The 22,032-nt window shown below is 66.0% G+C and carries 18 protein-coding genes; 12 read left to right on the plus strand and 6 right to left on the minus strand.

The features are described from left to right. Window positions 1–1,561: 1,561 nt before the first annotated feature. Complete coding sequence (locus tag AB0M74_RS09925; RefSeq protein ID WP_364904179.1) at window positions 1,562–3,196, minus strand: MFS transporter; 1,635 nt, start codon at window positions 3,194–3,196, stop codon at window positions 1,562–1,564. 54 nt (window positions 3,197–3,250) lie between these two features. On the opposite strand from AB0M74_RS09925, the gene AB0M74_RS09930 reads away from it, so the two are divergent. From AB0M74_RS09930 to AB0M74_RS09945, 4 genes are all read left to right on the plus strand, one after another. After that, on the plus strand, window positions 3,251–3,655 hold the full coding sequence (locus tag AB0M74_RS09930; protein WP_364904181.1) for a hypothetical protein: 405 nt from the start codon (window positions 3,251–3,253) through the stop codon (window positions 3,653–3,655). A 342-nt stretch (window positions 3,656–3,997) separates the two neighbouring features. Then, window positions 3,998–4,633, plus strand: coding sequence for a PadR family transcriptional regulator (locus tag AB0M74_RS09935; RefSeq protein WP_364904184.1), 636 nt, complete (start codon window positions 3,998–4,000; stop codon window positions 4,631–4,633). Between the two features lie 73 nt (window positions 4,634–4,706). Continuing rightward, complete coding sequence (locus AB0M74_RS09940) at window positions 4,707–5,960, plus strand: bifunctional 3,4-dihydroxy-2-butanone-4-phosphate synthase/GTP cyclohydrolase II (protein ID WP_364904186.1); 1,254 nt, start codon at window positions 4,707–4,709, stop codon at window positions 5,958–5,960. A gap of 174 nt (window positions 5,961–6,134) precedes the next feature. Continuing rightward, complete coding sequence (locus AB0M74_RS09945) at window positions 6,135–7,070, plus strand: expansin EXLX1 family cellulose-binding protein (RefSeq protein WP_364904188.1); 936 nt, start codon at window positions 6,135–6,137, stop codon at window positions 7,068–7,070. Between the two features lie 19 nt (window positions 7,071–7,089). Here the strand turns inward: AB0M74_RS09945 and AB0M74_RS09950 are convergent, their stop codons facing one another. Continuing rightward, window positions 7,090–8,781 (minus strand): FAD-binding dehydrogenase, encoded by a 1,692-nt coding sequence (locus AB0M74_RS09950; RefSeq protein ID WP_364904190.1) that lies wholly within the window; start codon window positions 8,779–8,781, stop codon window positions 7,090–7,092. Next, window positions 8,778–9,437, minus strand: coding sequence for a TetR/AcrR family transcriptional regulator (locus tag AB0M74_RS09955; protein ID WP_364904192.1), 660 nt, complete (start codon window positions 9,435–9,437; stop codon window positions 8,778–8,780). The genes AB0M74_RS09950 and AB0M74_RS09955 overlap by 4 nt, the downstream gene beginning before the upstream one ends. A 216-nt stretch (window positions 9,438–9,653) precedes the next feature. On the opposite strand from AB0M74_RS09955, the gene AB0M74_RS09960 reads away from it, so the two are divergent. From AB0M74_RS09960 to AB0M74_RS09970, 3 genes are all read left to right on the plus strand, one after another. After that, window positions 9,654–10,667, plus strand: coding sequence for a zinc-binding alcohol dehydrogenase family protein (locus tag AB0M74_RS09960; RefSeq protein ID WP_364904784.1), 1,014 nt, complete (start codon window positions 9,654–9,656; stop codon window positions 10,665–10,667). Window positions 10,668–10,891: 224 nt separating this feature from the next. Further along, entirely contained in the window at window positions 10,892–11,554 is a 663-nt protein-coding gene (locus AB0M74_RS09965) for a cutinase family protein (protein WP_364904193.1), read from the plus strand. A gap of 644 nt (window positions 11,555–12,198) precedes the next feature. Continuing rightward, on the plus strand, window positions 12,199–12,861 hold the full coding sequence (locus AB0M74_RS09970; protein ID WP_364904195.1) for a cutinase family protein: 663 nt from the start codon (window positions 12,199–12,201) through the stop codon (window positions 12,859–12,861). 84 nt (window positions 12,862–12,945) lie between these two features. Here AB0M74_RS09970 and AB0M74_RS09975 read toward each other — a convergent pair whose 3' ends face one another. Both AB0M74_RS09975 and AB0M74_RS09980 read right to left on the minus strand, forming a co-directional pair. Continuing rightward, a complete protein-coding gene (locus AB0M74_RS09975) occupies window positions 12,946–14,994 on the minus strand; it encodes an SDR family oxidoreductase (RefSeq protein WP_364904197.1) in 2,049 nt (682 codons plus the stop codon). A 340-nt stretch (window positions 14,995–15,334) separates the two neighbouring features. Next, a complete protein-coding gene (locus AB0M74_RS09980) occupies window positions 15,335–17,041 on the minus strand; it encodes a bifunctional metallophosphatase/5'-nucleotidase (protein WP_364904199.1) in 1,707 nt (568 codons plus the stop codon). A 73-nt stretch (window positions 17,042–17,114) separates the two neighbouring features. Between AB0M74_RS09980 and AB0M74_RS09985 the strand changes: the two genes are divergently transcribed. The 5 genes from AB0M74_RS09985 to AB0M74_RS10005 all read left to right on the plus strand — a co-directional run bounded on the left by AB0M74_RS09985 (window position 17,115) and on the right by AB0M74_RS10005 (window position 20,824). Further along, the gene (locus AB0M74_RS09985; protein WP_328400034.1) at window positions 17,115–17,387 is read left to right on the plus strand and encodes a hypothetical protein; all 273 of its coding nucleotides are present in this window, start codon (window positions 17,115–17,117) and stop codon (window positions 17,385–17,387) included. After that, window positions 17,384–17,791: a hypothetical protein gene (locus tag AB0M74_RS09990; protein WP_364904202.1), complete on the plus strand. Its 408-nt coding sequence runs from the start codon at window positions 17,384–17,386 to the stop codon at window positions 17,789–17,791. Before AB0M74_RS09985 ends, AB0M74_RS09990 begins: the two co-directional genes overlap by 4 nt. A gap of 169 nt (window positions 17,792–17,960) precedes the next feature. Continuing rightward, complete coding sequence (locus AB0M74_RS09995) at window positions 17,961–18,677, plus strand: GAF and ANTAR domain-containing protein (RefSeq protein ID WP_364904204.1); 717 nt, start codon at window positions 17,961–17,963, stop codon at window positions 18,675–18,677. A gap of 699 nt (window positions 18,678–19,376) precedes the next feature. Continuing rightward, entirely contained in the window at window positions 19,377–20,075 is a 699-nt protein-coding gene (locus AB0M74_RS10000) for a GAF and ANTAR domain-containing protein (protein WP_364904206.1), read from the plus strand. Window positions 20,076–20,284: 209 nt separating this feature from the next. Further along, the gene (locus AB0M74_RS10005) at window positions 20,285–20,824 is read left to right on the plus strand and encodes a sigma-70 family RNA polymerase sigma factor (protein WP_364904787.1); all 540 of its coding nucleotides are present in this window, start codon (window positions 20,285–20,287) and stop codon (window positions 20,822–20,824) included. A gap of 22 nt (window positions 20,825–20,846) precedes the next feature. Here the strand turns inward: AB0M74_RS10005 and AB0M74_RS10010 are convergent, their stop codons facing one another. Further along, on the minus strand, window positions 20,847–21,962 hold the full coding sequence (locus AB0M74_RS10010; RefSeq protein WP_364904789.1) for a glycosyltransferase: 1,116 nt from the start codon (window positions 21,960–21,962) through the stop codon (window positions 20,847–20,849). Between the last annotated feature and the right edge of the window lie 70 nt (window positions 21,963–22,032).

Genomic DNA, 22,032 nt, shown 5'->3' on the forward strand with positions numbered 1-22,032 from the left:
ACCCCGCAAACGCCACGGCTTCCGAACACCGACCTACATCCTCGACCAGGTACTGTCCAACACTGCCCCTGTTGCATCGACCACGTGAATCCGCCCCATGCGAAAACAACCATTCCACTACCGCCGTTGCCGTCAGCGCCTCGAAGGCAGCCAGTACTCGGGTTGGGCGCGGTGGGTGGGTGCTCACGCTGTGGAGCAACATCCTCAGTGCCTTCGTCACCGAAAATGCTTGGAGCGTAACCACAGCCAGTCCTCACGCTGGAAGTTGTGTGCCTGTCTGCCCAGGTTGCGGCAGAGAAGGTCGGGTACGGCACCCGGCGTGCCCAGCATTGCTCGCTGGGAGGTGAGTGTGCTTGTCGAGCCGGGGCCACGTCACCCGGCTTCGGCTCGCCAGTGCGTACAGCGGCATTGGGGGGTGTGCTCGACTTCCACATCGGGGCATACGGCGTGCCCAGCACTGTTCGGAGTCGAGTGTGCTTGTCGAGCCTGGTAACGAGCCCCACTCGGCTTCGGCTACCAGTGCGCACAGCGGCATCGGGAGGTGCGCTCGACTTCCACACCGGGGCATCCGACCCAGCTCGGCTGGTCAGTGCTCAGCGCTACATCGGGAGGTGGGCTCGATTTCCGCACCGGAGGGCACGCCACCGGATCCGGCCTGCTGGTGCACGACGCTACCCTCTCGGGTGAGCTCACTTGTTGAAGCGAGGGATCCGATCGGCTTCGGCTGACGGGGTGCACGGTGCTGTTGTGGGGGCTTGTCTGTCGTATCGGGGAGGTACCAGGCAGGATCTCCGGCCCGGTTCACGGCTGTGTTCTGGGAGGGTGGGCTCGGATTTCGAACGCCAGGGTGTGCGGTCCGGTTTCGGTTGCAGTCCAGGGGTTTTGCCGGGCAGTGCTGGGTGCGTCGGGTGGGGTACCCGGCTTTCTCTTCCGACTCGGGTAGGCAGGCACACGGCTGCCAGCGTGGAGACTGGTTGGGTTGCGTTTTCGGACCGTTTCGACCCTGGCATCCGATCGGTCACTGCCCGATTTCGTGGCTGCGACACCGCTTGTCGATCCAGCACTTCCGCCCGAGCAGGCTTCTCCGTGTCGATATCAAGGTATGCGGTCCGTTTGGGCGGCGGTCCAGGGTTTCACCGGGCAGTGGGCGCGGCGGGTGGGGTACCCGGCCTTCTCTTCCGCGACTCGGGTAGGCAGGCACACGGCTGCCAGCGTGGAGACTGGTTGGGTTGCGTTTTCGGACCCTTTTCGACCCCGGCATCCGATGGTTGATGCCCGGTCTCATCGCCCGCCACGCCGGTGCCGACCAACATCCCCGGTACCCCGCCCGACCCACACCCGTGTGGCGACCGGGCACCCATCTGGTGGGCGTCCAGCTGCCACCTGGTTGAGGTTGCGCCGGTGAGAGAAATGGTGGCTGATAAGCGGAGTTGAGTCACCCTTTCACTGCGCTCGATGGGGCGCTGCGCAACTCGGCAGGTGTGGGCGTTGGGTTGGGTGGAGGTAGGGAGATGGCGGGCCGCCGACGGGGCGGCCGCCGTCTCTCTGTTTCCGAGGGGGATCAGTAGGCGGTACCGCCGGTGGCGGGGGTGCGGCCGTGACGCATGATCACGGCGATGATCAGGGCGATTGCCGATGCTCCCGCGGCGAACCAGAAGCCCATTTCGTAGCCGTGGTCGGCGAAGACTTGGGGGATGACGCTGCCTTGTGGGGGTTGGCCCGCGACACTGACCTGGGCGGTGATGGGACTGGCGTTGAGGTAGGCGGTGATGATGGCCAGGCCGATGGCGACGCCCATGGATTGCATGACCCCGAGCATGCCGAGGCTGATTCCCTGTTGTTCCTGGGGGACGGCTTCGACCATCAGGATGGGCATGGAGGCGTAATAGAAGCCGAAGCCGATGCCGAATGCCGCGCTCACCCAGAGGAAGACGACCCAGGTGTGGGGGAGTACCGCGTAGCAGACGCCTGCGCTCGCGAACAGGACGAGGGCGAAGACCAGGGGGACGCGGGCGCCGATCTTGCGGGCCAGCGCGCCTGCGGCGGCGCCGCAGATCATGGCGAGCACGGCTTGCAGCAGCGCGATGCGGACCGCGAATTCGAGGAGGGTGAAACCGTTTCCGTAGCTGTAGCCGGGGTCGAGGGCGACCTGAACCGCGACGGCGGGCATGGGCTGGCCGGTCTGCTGCTGGATCTGGGCGAGGGTCGCCTGCTGGACGCCTGCCGTGACTGTGTCGGAGTTCGGGGTCTGCGTCATGTAGCCGAGCGCGTAGGACTGGACGCCGATGAGGAACGAGGCGAACAGCGCACCGCCGAGTACCAGCGTGACTCGGGGATGGAACAGCAATTTCATGTCCATGATCGGGCGGGCGACATTGAGCTCGACCACTACGAACACCACCAGCAGCGCGATGCCACCGAATAACCAGGCCAGCGTGAGCGGCTTGCTCCACCCCCAATCCTGACCCTTGTCGAGGTAGATCAGGGTGAGTCCGGCGCCTGCCGAGAGCAGGACGGCGCCGAGCACATCGATGCGTTCGGTAACCCGCAGCTTGGACTCCGGCACGACCAACCACACCAGTGGAAGCATCAGCAGGGTGAATCCGGCGAGCACCCAGAAGATGGCACGCCAGCTGTAGTTGTCGACGAGATAGCCGCCGAGTAGGGGTCCGCCGATCGCGGAGAAGCCGAGACCGGTGGCGGTGACACCCAGGCCGAGCGGTACATACTTGCGTGGCATCAGATCCCGGATCAGGCCATAGGCGATCACCGCGGTGGCGATAGCCGTGGCCTGCAGGCCACGCCCGATGAGGAAGATTGCCCAGCTGTCGGTCACGGCGTCCAATACGCAGCCGAGCATGAAGAGCACCCCGCAGACCAGGAACATCCGCTTCTTGCCCCAGACATCACTCATCTTGCCGATGAGCGGGGAAGCGGCAGCGCCGATGAGGCCGAAGACGATGATCGCCCAGTTGATGTTCGCGCCGACGCTGGGGAAGGTGGGCGCGATCTTCTGCAACGCGGCAGCAACGATGGTGTATTGCATCGGCGCGACCTCGGTGAACAGCACGATGACCGCGAGGACAGCGAAAATCCTGGCACGCGACGCGCCGTCGAGTCTGCCGGTGTCGGCATCGGATTCGATTCTGCTGCCTGGACTTTCGGCAGTCGTCGGATTTTTGGGAATGGTGGACATCGGCCACGCTCCGGTGTTCGGGAACTACGTTCGGGTGCGCAGGAATTGCGTGTTGTGAAACCTGTCACAAGGTTGGGGTATCCGGACCTGGCGAATCCCACTCAACGAGATGTTTCACCTTCTGAGAAGCGCACCGGGATCCTGATTCACGGTGCGGCGGGGATCGGGAAGTCGGCACTGGTGGACGCGGCGGCCACCTGCACATCCAGCACCGAGGATCAGCGATTCGGCACAGATCTCGTCATCGACATCAAGCCGGTCGACGGCGGATGCCAGTTCCGTATGAGCACTACGGGAACCGACATGTCACTGTGGGCGCAGGCCGGAATCGGCTTCAACTCTGCCCAACGGTGTCCCGGAGAGACCGCCCGAGACACCATCTCCTACTCATTCACCTACCCACCCCACGACGGCCCGTGGTACCGCTTCACGCCCAGCGCCACTATCAGCGCGTGGTAGCCGATAGCAGAGTGGACGGGCATACAAAAGAGGGGACCAGATCACATCGGGCACATCCGCGATTCAGCGAAGGTTCGTTCAAGGGAAGAGGGTGAGTACCTGGCCCAGGATGTAGTCAGCGTCCTCAGGGTTCGTTGCGGTCACGCTGACCGCGGGAACCCTCGGCCCGTATTTCAGGTCCGGGTCGTCGGGGTTGATGGCGGGGCCGACGATCGCGGAGCGGAAGTGGAAGAGTCGGACTCGCCGAGTGCGACGACGGTGGAGCTGCCCATTGTGTGGGGCGAATGCGCTGCGTAATAGTGTCCTCGCACCCGAAATATGCCTAAGAGATATAGTCCTACCGTGACCGATGCCAAGCCTGCCTCCGCAGAGGCCGGGATTCCCGATCTGCCCACGACCAGCTGGGCCGTGCTCGGCATGCTCTCGCACGCCGACGAACTCTCCGGCTACGACCTGAAGAAATGGGCCGACTGGAGCCTGCAATTCTTCTACTGGAGCCCGTCGTTCAGCCAGATCTACGCTGAGCTCAAGCGTCTGGAGAAGCACGGCTACGCGACTTCGCGCACCGTCCTGCAGGACGACGGCGTGCGTGGCAAGCGGATGTACGCGATCACCGACGCCGGCCGCGCCGCGGCAGCGCAGTGGGTGAATCACGCGCCGGTGGAAGCGCCCGTGCTCAAGCACAGCGTGATGTTGCGGGCCTGGCTCGGCCATCTCGCCGAACCGGAGCGGCTGCGCGGGATCCTGACCGAGCACATCGGCTACGCCGAGAAAATGCGCAAGCTGGCCGAGATCGATGCCGAGGGCGCCGACGAGAATCCCGACTGGGCCTACCCGGGTGCGGTGCTGCGGTGGTGTGTTCGCCACTACGAGGCGGAGCGTGATTTCGCGCAGGAGCTCCTCGCCGATGTCGACAAGCTTGCCGCCGGGCAACCGCGGAAGCGGGTGCCGAAGGCCAAGGGCAAACGCGCTTCCTGAGCTGTCCACTCAGCGGGACCGCCGCTTTCTATGACTAACAGATATATATCTACTAGTCATATAGGAGGTGGTCATGGATACCGAATTCGTGCGGCAGCGGTCGTTGGACACGATCGAGGCGGCGCTCGCCGCGCTCGCGGCGGGCCGCATGGTCGTCGTCGTCGATGACGAAGACCGGGAGAACGAAGGCGATTTGGTGCTTGCCGCCGAATTGGCGACGCCGGAGACCATCGCCTTCATGGTGCGCCACACCAGCGGTGTGCTGTGCGCGCCACTGGCGGGCGCGGACCTCGATCGGCTCCGGCTGCCACCGATGACAGCGGTCAACGAGGATCCCAAGGGCACGGCGTACACCGTGTCGGTCGATGCGTCTTCCGGTGTGACAACGGGCATCTCGGCCGCCGATCGGGCTCGCACCGTGCGGCTGCTCGCCGATCCGTGCACCGGCTACGACGAGCTGACCAGGCCCGGGCATATGTTCCCGCTGCGCGCGCACCCCGACGGTGTGCTCGGCCGGGCCGGCCACACCGAGGCTGCTGTCGATCTGACCAGGCTCGCGGGGCTGCGGCCCGCCGGTGTCATCGCCGAAATCGTGCTGGACGACGGATCGATGGCGCGGCTGCCCGACCTGCTCGACTTCGCCGCTGCGCACCGTCTGCCGATCATTTCTATTGCCGATCTGATCGACTATCGCCGCCGCGTCGAGCGCACCCTCACCAGGGTCGTGGAGACCCGGCTACCTACCAGGTTCGGTGAGTTCCGGGTGCTCGGCTACCGCGACGACCTCACCGGAACCGAAACCCTCGCTATGGTTTTCGGCGAGCCGCGCCGCGAGTCGGCGCTGGTGCGGTTGCATTCGGAGTGCCTCACCGGCGACGCGCTCGGCTCGCTGCGCTGCGACTGCGGCGATCAGCTCGACGCCGCGATGTGTGCGGTCGCGGCGGAGGGTAGCGGTGTGGTCGTATACCTGCGCGGCCAGGAGGGACGCGGCATCGGCCTGCTGAACAAGTTGCGTGCCTACGAATTACAGGATCGTGGCGCCGACACCGTCGAGGCCAACCTCGCGCTCGGGTTGCCGGTGGATGCCCGCCGGTATGCGGCGGGTGCACAGGTGCTCGCCGATCTCGGCATCCGATCGGTCCGGCTGCTGAGCAACAATCCGGCCAAAGCGGCCGGATTGGTGGAGCACGGCATCACGGTCGTGCGGCGACTGCCTCTCCAGTCGACCCCGACCGAACACAACATCCGCTACCTGCGCGCCAAGCGGGATCGGATGGAACACCAGCTCTCCGACGTCGATGCGGTGCCGGAACGGGCTACATCGTAAACGGTGTTGCTCCGGATCTTTTTCGGCTCGCATCGTTGTCACTGAGATGAACGCTGGCTATTTGCGACAAGATTGCCGCGGTGTCGGGTGCTTCCCCGCGAAGATTTTCGTTCGAGACCTGTGTTGCCGTTTCAACTGCTTTCCTGGTGCAGTCAGGATGGACAGTCCGTCAAGTTGGGTGAGCCGGAAGCCGGGGACACAGCGGTGCACCGAGTACCTATCAAGCAAGCACATTTCCGCTCGGGTTGGCTGTGGTGGACCCTCGGGTCGATGGTGACGGTGGCCGGGGTGGTGGTCTGGGTGACACTTCCCGGACCCGCGTCGTGCGATACCACGCACACTGTCGGCGAAAACCTTACGGTGGACCGAATTCCGATGGCTACCAGTAGTTCCGGCTTCGCAGCGTGGTACCCGCAGGATCCGCCGGATCCCGGCGGATCCGGCGAGGCGCGGTACTACGCGTTCGGTCAGGGTGTGGCCTGTTCTTTTCCGAGACTGCCCGTGGACGGCTTCTACGCCGGGATGTCCACGCAGGAGTACGGCAACGCCGACCTGTGCGGCGCCTACCTCGATGTGCACGGCCCGCGCGGCGATGTCCGCGTGCTTATCGCCGATCGCTGCCCCGGATGTGCTCCAGGGCAACTGGATCTGAGTGCCGCCGCCTTCGAGCAGATCGCCGAGCGGTCCGATGGCGTCGCGCAGGTCGGTTACGCGGTCGTTCGTGACCCGGATCCCGCACCGGAACTGTTCTACGAGGTGAAACCGGATTCCTCGGCGCAGTGGCTGGCCATCCTGGTGAGCGGATCGGGAAATCCCCTCCAGCGCGTCGCGATCCGGCCGGCCACCGGCGGTGGCTGGCAGGAACTCAACCACGGCACAGACAACTACTGGACGATCTCGGGTGCGGGACCGGGCCCGTTCTCGGCGCGGGTTATCGATATGTACGGGCATCAGGTGGAGGTGTCGGGGATCTCGCTGGAGCCCGGGCAGCGGTTCACCGGTATGCGGCTGTATTCGGCCGCGCCGTCGACGGCTCCCGTCGCAGCAGCACCGGCACCGACCACCCGGACCGGTCAGACAACCGGCCGGGCCTGGGGCTGCCAGACCTGACGGGCGGAAAGGGTACGGGTCAGCCGAGTTTCGTGGCCAACGCGCGACCGGCGGCCCGACCGGAGAAAATGCAACCGCCGAGGAACGTGCCCTCGAGCGCGTTGTAGCCGTGCACGCCACCACCGCCGAACCCGGCGACCTCGCCCGCCGCGTACAGCCCGGGCAGGACGGTGCCGTCCGCGCGCATCACCTGCGAGTCGAGGTTGGTCTGTAGGCCGCCGAGTGTCTTGCGGGTGAGGATATTCAGCCGCACCGCGATCAACGGTCCGTGCGCGGGATCGAGGATGCGGTGCGGTTTGGCCACCCGGCCCGCCTTGTCCCCGAAGTATTGGCGCGCGTTGGTGATCGCCATCAGCTGCGCGTCCTTGGAGTACTTGTTGGCCAGTTCGCGGTCGCGTGCGACGATCTGGCGTTCCAACTCGTCGTGGTCGAGGTGCGGGCCGCGCGCGATCTTGTTCATGCCGTCGACCAATTCGCGCAGCGTGTCGGCGACCACGAAATCGACACCGTGCTGCTTGAACGCCTCGACCGGTCCCGGTGCGCCCTTGGCCACGCGGCTCTTGAGCGTGAGTTTGAGATCCTTGCCCGTGATGTCCGGGTTCTGTTCGGAACCCGAGAGCGCGAACTCTTTCTCGATGATCGACTGAGTGAGTACGAACCAGGAGTAGTCGTGGCCGGTGGCCAGAATCTCCTTCATCGTGGAATTGGTGTCGAAACCCGGGAAACACGGTGCGGGCAAACGCTTTCCATTGGCGTCGAACCACAATGACGAGGGGCCGGGAATGATCCGGATGGCGTGGTCGGGCCAGATCGGGTCCCAGTTGATGATGCCCTCGGTGTAGTGCCACATGCGGTCACGGTTGACGATAGCGCCGCCCGCGGACTCGGTGATGCCGAGCATCCGGCCGTCGACATGCGCGGGCACACCGGAGATGAGGGTCTCCGGGCAGGGGCCGAGGCGGTCGGTCGGCCAGTTACGGCGGATGAGCTCGTGATTGTGGCCGATGCCCCCGGAGGTGACGATCACCGCTTTCGCGCGGAACTCGAAGTCGCCGACCACGTTTCGCGATGAAGCCTTGCCGCGCTCCAGGTCGGTGTCTTCCAGCACACTGCCGCGCACGCCGACAACGGAGCCGTCCTCGACGATCAGCTCATCGACCTGATGGCGGAAACTGAAGCCGACCAGGCCGCGGCGTTCGCCGTCGAGCACCGGTTCCTGGAACACCCGCACCACCTCAGGGCCGGTGCCCCAGGTCAGGTGGAAGCGGGGCACCGAATTGCCATGACCGTCGGCGAAGGCCCCGCCGCGTTCGGCCCAGCCGACCAGCGGTGTCACCCGTAAACCCAAGTCATGCAGATAATCCCGCTTCTCGGTGGCGGCGAATCGGACGTACGCCTGCGCCCACCGGCGGGCCCAGTGGTCCTCGGTGTCACGGTCGAAGCCCGCCGAGCCGAGCCAGTCTTGCAAGGCCAGCTCGTAGGAGTCCTTGATGCCGAGGCGTCGCTGCTCCGGGCTGTCGACGAAGAACAGTCCACCGAGCGACCAGAATGCCTGTCCGCCGAGGTTGTTGCGGTTCTCCTGGTCGAGGACATGTACCGTGCGGCCCGCCTTGACCAGTTCGTGGGTCGCCACGAGCCCGGCAAGGCCCGCGCCGACGACGATGACATCTGCCTCTTGCGCGAATTCGGGACTGCGGTTGGCCATGTTCATCCTTCGGTTGCGGTGCTGGGTTCGGATGCGGTGCTGTACGCCAGTACGACGTGGTACAGGAGTTCGGTGCGTCGCCGACGCACCCGACGACTGCGCGGTTCCATCAGGACCTGCACGGTAGTGCCGTCGTGGACGGCGACGAGGGCCTGCCCGAGTGCGACCGGGTCGGGGACGGTGCGCCCGACGCGGGCCAGTGCGGCGACGATGGTCGGCATCAGCGCCGCGACGATCGATTCTTCGCGGGCGGCCATCACCTGTCGCAGCGCTGGGGTGCGCAGTGCGTGGGTGGTGAACTCGGCGGTGATGCGGTACCAGGCCTCGTCGATCGGCACCGCGCGATCGAGGCGTTCGACCGCCGCGCGCAGGTCGGTCACGCCCTCGACCGAGAATTCGTCGAGAGTAGCTCGGACACCGACCAGCATGGCCGCGGACCGCTGCTCCCACATCGCGAGGAACAGCTCGTCGAGCGAGGAGAAGTTGGAGTAGAACGCGCCTCGGGTGAATCCCGCGCGGTCGCACACGCGCTCGACGGTGGAGCGGCCGAAGCCGTCCTCGGCGAAGATCTCGTAGGCGGCTGTGAGCAGGCGGTTTCTGGTCTCGAACCGTCTGCGGGTGACCCGCTTCGCTGGGTTCGCCGCAGCGGTGGGCGATGCCAAGGTGAACCTCCTTCTGGCTGGGCCGGCTGAGTAGATCCTGGATACACAAATGTATCCGATACGGAAATGTATCAGAAGCCGGTGCCGCGAATTCGAGAAATCGAGTGGGTAGGGTCGAGCACAGACCGTTGTCCCGGCGCGTGCCGGGACCCCAAACGACCTTCCTGCGGGCGGCGAGGGGTGATCGATATGAGCGAGGTTTCAGGCGCCGCGTCGATGATCGGCTGGCGGGTGCGGCGGCCGGGACCTATCGATGGCGGTCCGTTGGACCGCGTTCGCGCGCCCGTACCGCAGCCCATGGCCGGTGAGCTGTTGGTGCGGGTGCTGGCATGCGGGGTCTGCCGGACCGACTTGCATGTGGCCGAAGGGGATCTGCCGGTGCATCGGCCGAACGTGGTGCCCGGGCACGAAATCGTCGGGGAAGTAGTGGCGCTGGGCCGCGACGTTGGTCGGGGCGGCGAGGATACCTTCGAGGTCGGCGATCGGGTGGGAATCGCGTGGCTGCGGCACACCTGCGGGGTGTGCAGGTACTGTCTGCGTGGCGCTGAGAATCTGTGCCCGCACTCGGAGTACACCGGGTGGGATGCCGACGGAGGATACGCCCAGTTCGCCACGGTCCCAGCGGCTTACGCGTTGCGACTGCCCGCGGGCTACTCCGACATCGACACCGCTCCGCTGCTGTGTGCGGGAATAATCGGATATCGCGCGCTACAGCGGGCCGCGCTGCCACGGGGCGGTCGGCTGGGGATCTACGGCTTCGGCGGCAGTGCGCATATCGCCGCCCAAGTGGCGCTCGCGCGTGGTGCGGAGATACATGTGATGACTCGGGATCCGGCCGCCCGCGAGCTGGCGCGGGATCTGGGCGCCGCGTCGGTGCAGGGTGCCGCGGATCGGCCACCGGTCCCACTGGATTCGGCGATTCTGTTCGCGCCGGTCGGGGATCTGGTGCTGCCCGCACTGGCGGCGCTCGATCGCGGCGGCGTGCTCGCCGTCGCCGGCATCCATCTGAGCGACATCCCGGTCCTGAATTATCAGCGGCATCTGTTTCAAGAGCGGGAAATTCGGTCGGTGACCGCCAACACCCGCGCCGACGCGCGTGAATTCCTGGCGTTGGCAGGCGAACACCGGATACACCTGACCACGCGGGGCTACCCCCTCGACACCGCGGATCAGGCGCTCGCCGATCTAGCGCACGGACGGTTCGCCGGCGCGGCGGTTCTTGTCCCTTGAGTGGGCACAGCTCGCGAACCGGGTCGTGCGTGGCGTTTATCGCGCCGCGCGTCGGCGCGGCCGCAGACCTGAGGGCGCGGGCACGGGGAGATGACCCGCTGCCGCACGCATTCGGTGCTCGACGGTTTCTCGGGGCGTTTCTACAATGGGACATGCAGCCGAAGAATTGTCACTGACAATCGTCAGAATCTCGGCTTCTCACCATGGCGTGAGAGGCGATCACGATGGTCAACCGGAAGGTATATCTGCCTGACAAGGGGCGGGTGATCCGGGCCTTCGCGATGCTTTTGCTCATGGTCGGGATCACGGCGATGGCAAACCGGGGATTGCCCGCATGGGCCGAATCCTGTGCAGACGTCGATGTGGTGGTTGCCAGAGGCACCCAGGAATCGGGGTACCTCGGCTCGATAGTCGGAGACCCGCTGTATGGCACACTCCGGCAAGCACTTCCGATGAGCGCCAGTCCGTACCGTGTGAACTACACTGCGGACCTGCTCGATCCGGCATCGCTCAGCAGCGGTACCCAGGACTTGACCGAGCACGTCATCCAACAGTCGGTCGACTGCCCGGACCAGCGGTTCATCCTCGTCGGCTACTCGCAGGGCGCGGTCGTGGTGCACAGTGTCCTCGGCACCGGCATCGTGACCACGCTGCCCGGCATCTACCCGCTGCCCGGCGACTTGGAATGGAAGGTGGTGGCGGTGCTGTTGTTCGGTGATCCGCTCCGTGCCATCGGCGGGAGTGTCCCCGGTCGATTGTCCGAGCGGACCGTGGACTATTGCGCGGGCGGTGATCCGGTGTGTGGCGGCGGATTCGATCCGACCCAGCACTCGAACTACGGCTGGGCCATGTCGCCCGCTGCCGAGTTCGCGGCAAACCAGGTGTAGGACCCCGCCGGGAAATCTGCACGACGGGACTCGGCAAGGCAGTACGCGGCAGCAGGACCCGGGCAGGCGCAACGAGTACACCGTTCCCGGGCCCGCGGCCTGGCCTTGCGGCGATGCTGTTCTTCCGTGCCGCCACCCGTTGCCTTTCGCTGTGCGGCATGGAATTCACCGACCGGGCGGAAGCCTCTGGTGGATGACGTTGGTCGCGGGTGCGCATGGTGCCTGCACTAGCACGCGGTGGCGTGCTCGCCATCGCGCGTACCCTCCCGGCGCCGAACCGTCAGCGGTACCTGTTCCAGGAGCGGGAGATTCGCTAGGTGACCACCGACACCCGCGGCGAGGCACGTGAATTCCTCATACCGGCAGGCGAACACCGCATATACCGGACCGCACTCGGGTACTCCCCGGATACGGCGGATCGCGCCCTTCCGCGGATCTCGCGCACGGGCGTTTCACTGGCGCAGCGGTTCTCGTCACTCCAGCGAGACCACCGAGGACACGATTGTGCGGTAACTCGGTATCGCTCGGGTCCCGTTGCTCGACGGCACCTCCGGTCGTCCCTACCATCGCGTATATAGCCGAGCAATTGTCACTGACAATCGTCAGAAACTCGGCTTCTCACAACGGCGTGAGAGGTGATCACGATGGTCAACCGGAAGGTTTCTCTGTTCGAAAAGCGGCGTGTGGCGCGGGTATTCGCGGTGCTATTGCTCGCAGTCGGAGTCACGGCGACGACGAATCCCGGAATACAGGCATCGGCGGATGACTGTGCCGAGGTGGAGGTGATCGTCGCCAGGGGCACCCATGAGCCAGGGTTCCTCGGTTCGGTCATCGGCGATCCGCTGTATGACACACTCCTGCAAACGCTTCCGGGGAGCGCGGACGCGTACCGCGTGAACTACCCTGCGGATCTGCTCGATCCGGCATCGCTCAGCCGCGGCACCCAGGACATGACCGATCGCGTCATCCGGCAGTCGGCCGTGTGTCCGGATCAGCGGTTCATCCTGGTCGGCTACTCGCAGGGCGCGGTTGTCGTGCACGGTGTCCTCGGCACCGGCATCGTGACCACGCTGCCCGGCATCTACCCGCTGCCCGGCGATCTGCAGTGGAAGGTGGCGGCGGTGCTGCTGTTCGGCGATCCGCTGCGGCTCATCGGATGGAGCGTCCCCGGTCATTTCGGTTGGCGCACCGCGAATTACTGCGCGGGCGGTGATCCGATATGTGGCGGCGGATTCGATCCGACCCAGCACTCGAACTACGGCTGGGCCATGTGGCCCGCCGCCTGGTTCGCGGCGAGCCGGGTCTAAACCACCGGGAAATCCGCGCGGCGGGACCGACTGGAGTCGGTCCCGCCGCCGGTGTGTGGACCGTGCGTGTCCGAGCGGTACGCGCTACCAGTGCAGGCCGGGGACCACCCTGGCCACCCGTGCGGCGGGGCTCGGCACCGCCATCAGCGGGAGCAGCACCGGTGCGAGGGCGAGCAGCGCGCTGCGCTTGGGCGCAGGCGCGGACTGCCGATCGTCGGAGTCGGCGATCGGCACGACCGGGACCGTTGCGGGAACGCCCTGTGCCGCATGGGATTCGCCGAACATCCGGAAGCCCTGGTGCATGATGGTGCGTTTGACCGTCGGCATCAGCAGTTCGACAGCCTGGGCGAAGGTGCCGACGGGGGTGTCGATGCGGTCGGGCCGGTCGGTGAGCGCTCGCACGACGATGGCCGCGGCCTGGTCCGGGTCGGGGACCGGGAGCGAGCGGTAGAGGTCGGTGGGCGCGATCATCGCGGTGCGGACCAATGGCATCCGTACCGAGGTGAAAGTGATTCCGGCATCCTGATTTTCGACAGCGGCGATCTCGCTGAAATTGTCGAGGGCCGATTTGCTCGCCACATAGGCGGCGAAGCGCGGCACCTTGGTCTGCACGGCAATCGAGGAGATATTGACGATGTGCCCGAAGCGCCGCGCCCGCATCGAGGGGAGCAAGGCCAGGATGAGCCGGACCGCGCCGAAGTAGTTGACCGCCATCGTCCGTTCGAAGTCGTGCATGCGATCGGTGGAATTGAGCACCGAGCGGCGGATCGAGCGACCTGCGTTGTTCACCAGGTAGTCGACGTGACCATGGTCGGCGAGCAGAGTGGAGACCAGCGCGTCGACGGCGTCGGCATCGGTGATGTCGCACGGATAGGCATGGGCCGCACCACCTTCGGCGCGAATGGCGGCGGCGGCCGCCAGCAGGTCCTCTCGGCCACGGGCGACCATGAGCACGGTGGCCCCGCGCCGCGCCACCGCGTGCGCGGTGGCGAGACCGATGCCCGACGATGCGCCGGTGATCAGCACCGTGCGGCCGGCGAACGGGTCACCGTTGTCAGTGGCATGATCGCGGTTCGGGTCGAGGTTTTCACGCCAGTAGGCCCACAGCCGTTCGGCGTAGCTGTCGAAGGACGGCACCGACAAGTCGGTGCCGCGCAGCTGGGCGCGGGTGGAGTCGGAGATGAACTCGGCGGAGAAGGACGTGTGCGGCGCGACGGCAGCCGGAATTCCCAGCTGCTCCAACAGGAAATCGCGCACGGTGGGAACGCCGGGGAGGTGGGCGAGCCCGTTGAGTGCGAGCCCGCTGCCGGGCACCGTGCCGATCCCGGTCGGTGCGCCCGCGGCTGTGGCCAATGCGGCGTAGATCTCGCCGAAGGGCTGCGGTTGGGGATTGACGAGGTGGAAGGTGCGTCCGTCCAAGCCGTTTCGGCGCACCAGCTCGACCATGGCGGCCGCGACGTAGTCCACGGGTACGATGTTCGTTGCGCCGAGATCGGGCAGCGGCACGGGCAGATCGGTGGGCAGCGCGCCCAGCTTGGCGATGGCGGGGAAGAAGTAGTACGGCCCGTCGATCTTGTCCATCTCACCGGTGCGGGAATCGCCGACCACGATGGCGGGTCGATACACCCGCCAGCGCACGCCGCTCGATTCACGCACGAGCTGCTCGGCGGCGAACTTGGTGCGGTGATATGGCGAGATCAGGCGCTGGCCGAGGTCGAAGTCCTCCTCGAAGAACTTGCCCTTGTGATCGCCTGCGACGGCCACCGAGGAGACGTGGTGCAGCACCGCGCCCAGCTCGCGGGCCAGCGTGAGCACCGAGTGGGTGCCCGCGACATTGGCGGCGTGCGCGGTGTCCTCGTCGGCGGTCATGTCATATACAGCGCCGAGGTGGATGATGTGATCGGCCTGCGGCGCGTCCTTGTCGAGGCCGAGCCTATGGGTGGTGAGGTCTCCGACCAGTGCGAAGACCCGCTCGCCGCCGTGCCAGTTTTCGGCGAGCTCGGTGAACTTCGTCAGCGATGCGGCGCGCACCAGCACGTGCACAATGGCGTCGGAATCCGCGTCCAGGAGTCCCTGCACGACCCGGCGCCCCAGAAAACCGGTACCGCCCGTGACGATGTAGGTAGTAGCCATCGCAATCTCCTGCTCTTGTTCGAACCATGTTGTCGGACAACGCTCATCCGGCATGCGGCAGTGAATGCGGACATCTGGTGATGTCGGCCCCCGCGCGATAGCGGTCGGGCCGAAGTAGGTGACACCTTCGTCCTACTGGTGAGTAACTTTAATTCGGGCGGTGTCGCCGAGGCAAGCTACCGGGCCTCGTGTCGTCTGTGGGGTTGGTCACCGTATGTGCAGGTCAAACGGTATGTGTTACACAAAATTTCAGTTACTTGCAGTAGTGACTGGTCGCTTGTCCAGATTCACTGCTGGTGTGTGATCGGCCGCACACGCGAGATTGCCGGTGCGTTGCGAGCTAACGCTTTTCGGCACGGGCGGCCGGTGCCCGCAGCGGTGGGCGGCCCTTCGCGTAGGCCTCGAAGGCATCGAGGTCGATGGGGCCGACGGCCTTGTCGATGCCCTCGGTGAAGACGGTGAAGCCGTCGCCGCCCGCGGCAAGGAAGCTGTTGGTGGTGATCCGATAGGTGGCGACCGGGTCGAGGGGCAGGCCCGCGACGCGGATGCTGTCGGCGACCACCCTGCTGCCTTTCGGGGCGGAGGCGACATAGGTATAGGTGAGGCCGGCGGGCGACAATACGGTGGGCTTTCCCGGGTTGTCCCACTGTTGTTCCAGCAGTCGCAGTACCTGGCTGCCGGTGAGGGTGACGGTGACGACTTGGTTGCCGAACGGTTGGGCGGCGTAGATATCGCCGTAGGTGATCTCGCCGGATTTCAGATCGGCGCGCACGCCGCCGGGGTTCATGAATGCCGCCACCGCGGCGCCGGGCGCAGACGAGGTGGCCGCGAGCATGGAGTCGGCGATGACATCGCCGAGTGGTGATTCGCCGGAGGACGCCGGTTCGTGTGCGAGGGTCTGCGCCGTTGTGCCGACCACGCGGGCTGCTCGCGGTGTGGCCTGGCCGGCATAGAAGGCGACCAGGTCAGCGGTGGCCGAGTCTGGAGTGACCTCGCGGGTGACCACTCGATTCACCGCCGAAGCCTGCACCTGGTCGGTGCCGAATGTCAGGGTGATGTCGGTGATCAGCCTGCCGTAGGAGGCGGCCTGGGTGATCACCTTGCCCCCGATCGTGCACACATATGGTTGATGGGTGTGCCCGGTAACCAGTGCCCGCACCGCGGGGTCGGTGCGGGTGGCAAGCGCGGTTACCTCGGGGGTGATGTTCGCGCAGCCGTTGTAGTCGATCGCCGCGTCGGGCGCCGCCTTCTGTACGCCGCCATCGTGCAGCAGCGCCACGACGGTTTCGGCGCCCGCCGCCTTCATCTCGGGCACATAGGCGTTGATCGCTTCGGCCTCATCGCCGAACTCGAAGCCTCGAATGCCTTCGGGAAAAACAATATGCGCGGTGTCGGGCGTGACGGTGCCGACAATACCGATCCGGTGGCCGCCGACTTCCAGCATGGTCCACGGGCGCAGCGCAGACGGCAGTCCGCCCTGGGCGTCGGTGACGTTGGCGGCCAGGTATGGGAACTTCGCCCCGGTGAACGGCGCGCCGGGCGAGCAGCCGTCCGGTGCGCAACCGCCCTGCTGTATGCGCGCCAATTCGCTGACACCGTTGTCGAATTCGTGATTTCCCACCGCTGACGCGGCCAGTCCGGTGGAGTTCAGGAAGGAAATCGTCGGCTCGTCGTGGAACAGCCCCGACAGCAGCGGACTCGCGCCGATATTGTCACCCGCCGCGACCACGGCACTGGCCGGATATGCCTTCTTCAACCGCGCCAAATGCGCAGCGAGGTACGCGGCCCCACCGGCTTCGTATCCGGCGATCTTTCCGCTCGAACCACGCGGCGGCTGGAGGTTGCCGTGCAGATCGTTCAGTCCGAACAGGTGCACCTCGTCGGGTCGAGCGGCGCGCAGGTCGTCGGTGGAGATCAAAGGAATCACGCCGGACACGGTGGCTGTGGTCGGGCCGCTGTTCTGCGGCGACCCGGTGCCGCAGCTCGCCACCAGTGTGACGCTCACGAACCCGGCCATGACCACGGCGATGCGACGGTGCGCTCTCATAACCGAGACTTTCCCATGTCGCAGTCCGGTACGCACCCGGTCTCGGCAAGCCATATCCGAGTACACTTCCGATATGGCGAGAGAGCGCAAGACTCGGAAGGTGACGGTCACAGTTCCCGAGGAAATCGCCGTGACCCTGGACAAATGGCGCGAGGGCGGACGGATCGAATCGGTCTCGCAGTTCGTCGCCGAATCGGTCCGCCAGCGCATGGACCGCGCACAGTCGGTGGCCACTATCGAACGCGTCTACGGCGGCAAGCCGCCGCTGGAGATGATCAATCACGGACGCGCGCTATTGGGCTTACCGCCCCTGACCGAGGATGAGTACGCGGCCGGCGCCGCGTGAACCCGCCGACTCTGACCGGTGTCGTCCTCGATCTCGGCGCGGTCCTCGGCTGGTGCCGACGGGACCCCTACCCGCACGCGATCGCTTGGGCCACAGCTGGATCCGGCAATACGATCGTCGTTCCTGCCACAGTGCTCGCTGCGGCGAGGGCACTGGTGCCCGCCGACCAGCTGGATATCCTCGCGGCGCTGCTCGGCATGCCGCACACGGTGGTGCCGGTGCTCGACGTCGGCATCGCCGCCGACATCGGCGGCTTGCTGACCGGGCATACCGACGCTGACGCGCTCGTCTCGGCGGCGCACGCGGTGTACGAAGCCATCTCCCGGAGTTGGTCCGTGCTGACCGATCGCGCGCCGGTGCTACAGCTGTTGCACGCCGAGGTGCAGGCCGACACCATTCCGTAGACGGACCGACGCCTCGCCCCTCGGTTCGCGGGCCCTTCGGCCCTGGTGTGGAGAGTTGACGTTTCGTATTCTTGCGATGCATCGGGGGTCCATTGCCGGAAGCGTGACGAATGCCAAGAGAAGGAACCGTCGAATTCGCAGGGGGCAATGGTCGTGAGTAGTTCGTAGGATGAGTGTGGCGCGGTTCGATCACCTGACCGATGGCTTCCTGTCGGCGCTGTCGATCGGCGGTGGCGGGATCTCCGCGCTGGCCGATGCGTGCGTGCAGGTGTTGCCGGTACGTCGCGCCGCGATTCTCATGCGGGAACGCGATGCGGGGCTGCAACCCTGGTGTGCGAGTGACGGTGTCGCCGTCCTTGTCGAGACGGTGCAGACCACCCTCGGCCAGGGGCCTGCGGTGGAGGCAGTCACGGAGGGTGTCCCGGTGTCGCTGGCCGACCTGGCGGCCAGCAGTGAGCGGTGGCCCGGTTTCGCCGCGGAGCTCGCTCGCATCGAAAGGATTGGGCACCAGAGAATTTGCGGGCCGATGGTCGCGGTGCCATTGCACCTCGGCGCGGTCTGGTTGGGTGCCCTCGATCTCTACGGCGAGCATCCCGGTCTGCCGCGGCCGGCATTGATCTCGGCGGGCCTGCACATCGCAGATCTGGTGATCGCACAGTTGGTCGCGCGGACTGCGCAACCGGGTCATGGCGTGCAGCAGTGGTGGGATCAGCCGTTGACAAGTGGCGTGATCCATCAAGCGGCCGGAATAGTTATCGGGCAGTCGGGTATTCGCGCGGCAGATGCCTACGCGCGGTTGCGTGCCTATGCCTTCGCGCACGGGATATCGCTGGCCGAGGTGGCCGAGTCGGTGGTCGCCGACCGGATCCGATTCGACGTCGACTGATCACCGACGACCTGAGCGCATTCCGGTGGTTCGACGACGATGTCGGCGGTGTCGATCCGGCCCTCGGCGAGGTCGGCGAGGCGAGCGTCGGTGTGCGGGCATTACACGGATGATAGGCATGGCGACTCGGTCCGTCGACGGCCGCGAACTGCAGCAGGCGCAACAGCGCCGGTCGTTCGTTGCCGGCTGCGAGTGTGCGCAGCTCGCCGCGCTGATCGGCGAGCAGTAGACCGGCTTGGTCGGCGCCGGTCGAATCGAGGCAAGCCTCCAATAGTTTGCTGGGACAGCTCGAACACGTCGGATCTTCATCGAGACCCGCGAGGGATCGGATCGGCGAACGCGATAAAGGAGCCGAAACTCCGGAGTTGTCACTGTTTTCCGGGCAAGCGGATGAATGTCGCAGCGGCTCTGCTGGTTCCGGATGCCGCCGATCACCGAACGCGGATTCCATGGCAGTCTCCCGGATTCGACACATTTACGCGGAAGAAATTCAGCGAAATACCCTGACTGTGCATGACGCTGTGTTCGTTCGGGTCGAGCCATGTCGTCCCTGGTGACATCCAGCGGGCCGAGCGTATCGGCCCCACCGATTGTGTACGAGAGCAACGGAATTCGCCAACACGCCATACCATGGAAATATCGGCGAGTGCGGCGTTGGACTCGACAGGGCGATCGGTCTTCGTGTGCGGGGTGGTGCGGGTGTCGGACAGTCAGGTGCTCGTTGCGGCAGTGTCGCGGCTCGCGGACGCGGTCGCTGTTGTCGGCGAGACCTCGTGGATGGTGCGGCAACTGATGGACAGCGCCGCGGACGCGCTGGATCTGGCTGGCTGCACGGTGACGCTCGCCCAGGACGGGGCGGAGAGGTTCACTGCGGCGACACCCGACGCCTTGCTGGAGGTCGAGCTCTGTCAGCACCGCACCGGGCGCGGTCCGTGCGTGGCGGTGTTGCGGCACGGCGAACCCGTCGCGGTCACCGACATCGGCGGTCGTGCGGTATGGCCGGAATTCGGCGCCGAGGCAGTGCGGCAACAGGTTTCGTCGGTGGCGGCGGTACCGATGCGGTCGGGAGACAGCACGGTGGGGGCACTCTGTATGTACACGCGCGAGCCACGCGACTGGACCGAACAAGATCTCTCGGTGGGCGGGTTGCTCGCCAGCATGGCGGCCGGGCACATTGTCCAGTCGGCCGTCATTCGTCGCCAGCAACAGCTGACCGAGCAGTTGACCCACGCGCTGGATACCCGGATCATCGTCGAGCAAGCCAAGGGTGTGCTCGCCAATGCCCGGCGGACGACACCTGAGGCCGCTTACGAGCTCATCCGGGCCCATGCGCGGACCAATCGCGTGCCGGTGCAGGCGGTCGCCAAAGCCATCGTGGAGCTCGGGATTCGGATCTGATTCTGCCCCAGCAATTCTCGATATTCACCGTATCGACGAATTCGCGGCGACACGTCGCTAACAACCGGTAGTCTGGCGGCCGGTGGATCCTATGGCCCCTGTCCTCGGCCGGATTCGTTTACCGCACAGCACCGTCCATGCCCTCGACGGAGTGTTTCGACGTATCTCCTTCTTGTCGTATCACTGTTTGTCAGGGGGCAATCGTGACCATGCTCGATGCAGAATTGGTGCACCGCATCGGTAATGGCGATCGTGACGCATTTGCGCAGTTGTATCGCCGCACGCGAAACCTGGTATTTGCGCGAGTTCTCGCCGTAGTCCGCGACCCCGGATATGCCGAAGAAACCTGCCAGGACGTCTACTTGGAAGTGTGGCGGTGTGCGGGCAGCTTCGATGAACGTCGCGGATCGGCACTGACGTGGTTGCGTATGCTTGCCCATCGGCAGGCGGTGGACCGGGTACGGCACGAGCGGGCGACCGTCGACCACAATCACCAGTGGGGCACCCGTGCCTATCAGCCGCCGATGGATGTGGTCGCCGAGCAAACCCTGCGCAACCACGACCGCGACGTCGTCCGCAGGAGCCTGATCGGCCTGAGCTCGCTGCAACGCGAATCCATCACCCTCGCCTACTATCGCGGTCTGACCTACCCGCAGGTCGCGGCCCGCCTCGGCATCGGGTTGCCCGCCGCGAAATCCCGAATCCGCTCCGCGTTGCGGCGCCTGAGAACGGATCTCGCCGAGCAATAGCGCCCAGTCGCGGTAGCCGCCGTCACGATCGCTGCGTGACGGCGGCGACCGTTTCGGCGATGTTAGCGCGGAAGGCGCTGGGGGAGAAGGACATTGCGTGGTCCCGGATGGTTGTGGGGTGGTAGGCGGTCGGATCGAAGGCACGCATGGCCGCGGCCATACCTTCGATGACGTGCTCGTCGCTACCGTGGTCGACGTACGCACCGGTGACACCAGGGCGGACGGTATCGAGCGCGCCGCCCTGTCCGACGGCGAGAACCGGTGTGCCACAGGCCATTGCCTCGACCGGGACGATGCCGAAATCCTCGATGCCCGGCATGAGCAGCGCAGCGCAGCGCCGGTAGGTGTCGAGCAGCATGTCGAAGGACGTGGCGCCCAGGAAGGTGGTTTCGGGGCCCGCGATGGCATCGAGCTGGCTGCGGAAGCGGCCGTCGCCGAGAACGACAAGGCGGACTCCTGCGCGTTGGGCGGCGCGGATGGCGAGATCGGGACGCTTGTAGGGAACCAGCCTGCCCGCGAACAGGAAGAAGTCCTCGCGGGGGATCGCGGCATCCAGAGTGAACTGCTCGACCTGCACCGGTGGGTTGACGACCGTGGCGGGCAGGCCCCACCAATCCTGGACGCGGTCGGCGACGGCATGGGAATTGGCGATGATGTGGGTGAGGTGTGGTGCGGCCCGCAGTTCGGCGCGCCGGGCGAGCCCGCCGAGGGCGGTCAGGGCCAGCTGCCCCGCCCGCCCGCCCGCCTCTCGAGCGCGGAATTCGGCGTCCCACGCCCAGCGAGCGGGGCTGTGGACATAGACGATGGTCGGTGCATCCGTGGCGAATACGGCCTGCGTAGCGAAGGAGTGATGACTGATGAGAACCGCGTCGAACCGGCCGCGCAGCGGCAGGCGGCGCAAGGCTCGCGGTACGAAGGGCAACAGCGGGGCATGCGAACGGCGACCGGTGGCGGCATGGGCCCGGCTGAGCCACGTGTCATGCACCGTCTTCAGTGGCGTCCGAACCCCGCCCGGCTCGATGATCGGTGCGAATACCTCTGCGTGCGGCCAGGTTTCGACGAATTCGCCGATAACGGCCTCGGAGCCGCCGAACTCGGTGAAACGTTCGTGCACGATCGCGAGGCGAGGCTCGTTCATGCGCACCGACTCGGTGATCGGTGTGCATGCGTCGTTGCCGTCGGCGCGGCGATGGGTCATTCGACTTCCT

Source organism: Nocardia sp. NPDC051463, from assembly GCF_040681975.1.
Lineage (GTDB): Bacteria > Actinomycetota > Actinomycetes > Mycobacteriales > Mycobacteriaceae > Nocardia.